Here is a 2282-nt window from a genome sequence, read left to right as displayed (position 1 = left end):
AATTCCTGGTCTTTGCAGGGTAGTTTTATTAATTCTACGCTATGGGGCGTTAATTTATTAAAGTACCACAAAAGCCCCATAAACAATTTTTCTGCTCCCCCAACCACAAAAGGTACAGGAGAAGGCGTAACAATAGCTATTTTCATAATTAAAAGCTATTCCTTAAACGCTTTTGAAAAATTTTCTGTTAATGGTTTTAACAAATATTCTAGCATGCTTTGCTTGCCTGTTTTTATAGTAACCTGCACTGGCATGCCAGCAACTATTTTTTTGTGAGCTAATTTTTTTATGGCATCTTTTGTTAACTCAATGCGCACGATATAGAAAGGCATTTTAGCGTTCTGCGTTGTAATAGTGTCTGCAGAAACATAAATTACCTTGCCTTGAACTATGGGCGTTGTGTGGATGTTGAAAGCTATAAAGTTTAAATCCGCATCTTGATTTAAATGGACTTTATCTATGTCTTGCGGTTCAACCTGAGCTTCAATGATAAATTTTGAGTCAATAGGCAGTATTTCTAGCAATTCCTGCCCCTGTGCTACGCTTGCTCCTATGGTGTGCACGGTTAAGTAAAGCACTGTGCCGTTTATTGGAGATTTTATAGTCATGCTCTCGTAAATTTTTTTGTAGTAGAGATACTGGTACTTTGCTGATGACAGTTGTGATTCAACTTCTGCAAGTTTTCCTTGCGTATCGGCTAAAAACTGACTTTGAAGATTTTGAAGTTTTGCGTTATTTTCGGCAATTTGTGTTTTTATACGACCAATTTGACCAAGTAAATTATCTAAATTGCCTTTTAGCTCTTCGTACTGTCTTTCTTTGTCTAAAAACTGATTTTTTGGGTAGTAGCCTTCTTTTGCAAGCGGCTTTAGAGACGAAATCTGCTGGGCTAAGATGCTTACCTGTGATTTGAAGGAATCGGCATTTAACTTTAGACCATATAGTTCAGATTCCAAGCCAGCAGTGTTTTGTAAAATTGCATTTTTTTGACTTTGAAAGTTTTGCATAGTTGAAAAAAATAACTGCCTTTGCGTTTGTATAAGATTTGCAACGGAAGGCTCCTGGGCGTTTTCTAAAAGCTCTTTTGGAAATGTAATGTCAGGGCTGTTTTGAAGCTGGGCTTGAAGCCTTGATTCCATTGATAAAAGGTATAAATACTCGCTTTTTGCTTTTGCGTATGCTGCTTTTGCTTCAGAATCATCCAGAATGATAAGCGGTTGATTTTTTTTGACTACTTCGCCTTCTTTTACAAGAATACTTTTGATTTTAGCTGTCTGCGGGCTTTGAATGATATTCAAATGAGTGCTTGTTACAACTGTGCCTGGCACAACTATACCGCTGCTTAGAGGCGCTAAAGCTGCCCACAGTAAAAATCCTCCAAAGAAAATTACAACAACTGCTATTGCTATATGTATCATTTTTTTTGTGTTTGTATTTAATTTTTGAGTACCAGGTGGCAAGTAATCCATAACTTTAGGCTCCTTTTTGTGGTGTTTGTGGCGCTTGATTTGGGTTATTTAAGTGAGCGTTTTGCTGTGCTTGCATCTGGGCTTGCTGTTCGTTTATAGCCTGAAGGGCTTTTAGTATTTCCTGAGATGGGCCAAATGCCTGCACACTGCCATTTAGCATCAGTATGATTTTATCTGTTATGGCAAGTATTGGTGTTCTATGCGTTATCAAAAATACTGTTTTTTTCATTTTCTTTAAATTTAACAAAGCGTATATCAAAGCGCGCTCGCCCATATCATCCAAGCTAGAGTTTGGCTCATCTAAGACTATAAGTGTTGGGTCATTGTACAGGGCGCGGGCAAGACCTATTCTTTGCTTTTGACCGCCTGAGATTATTGCGCCGTTTGTGCCTAATTTTGTGTCATAGCCTTCTGGAAATTGTAAAATCATCTCGTGTATGCCTGCCATTTGAGCTGCTTTTATAACTTTGTTGGAGTCAATTTCTCCAAATCGCGAGATATTTTCTGCTACTGTGCCATCAAGCAACTCTACATCCTGCGGCAGATAGCCAATATATTTTCCTAAGTCTTCTCTATCCCATGTACTTATTTCTGCGCCGTCAAGCCTTACAGAACCGCTGTATGGAGGCCAGATCCCTACAAGCATTTTGCCAAGTGTTGTTTTGCCAGATGCTACAGGACCTATAATGCCGACCATTTCACCTGGGTTAACTTCAAAACTTACATTCTTTAGTATCATCAAATTTGATCCTGGCGGAACGGCAATTAGATTAGATACAGACACTTTACCAACAGGCGGAGGCAATTGTAGAC

At 38.7% G+C, this 2282-nt stretch carries 2 protein-coding genes; both read right to left on the bottom strand.

Features of this window, described 5'->3' with window-relative positions:
* Window positions 1-155 precede the first annotated feature (155 nt).
* A complete protein-coding gene (locus Q0C22_RS02515) occupies window positions 156-1469 on the bottom strand; it encodes an HlyD family type I secretion periplasmic adaptor subunit (protein ID WP_291490501.1) in 1314 nt (437 codons plus the stop codon).
* 4 nt (window positions 1470-1473) lie between these two features.
* A partial coding sequence (locus Q0C22_RS02510) for a type I secretion system permease/ATPase (protein WP_291490500.1) occupies window positions 1474-2282 on the bottom strand: 809 nt, incomplete at its 5' end.

Origin of the sequence: Desulfurella sp. (assembly GCF_023256235.1) — a bacterium.
Lineage (GTDB): Bacteria > Campylobacterota_A > Desulfurellia > Desulfurellales > Desulfurellaceae > Desulfurella.
The sequence above is the reverse complement of the archived record's forward strand: the minus strand, read 5'-3'. Positions and strand labels throughout refer to the sequence as shown.

Coding starts and splice junctions, on each gene's coding strand:
- Q0C22_RS02515 (WP_291490501.1), bottom strand. CDS start 1,469: ATGGATTACTTGCCACCTGGTACTCAAAAATTAAATACAAACACAAAA.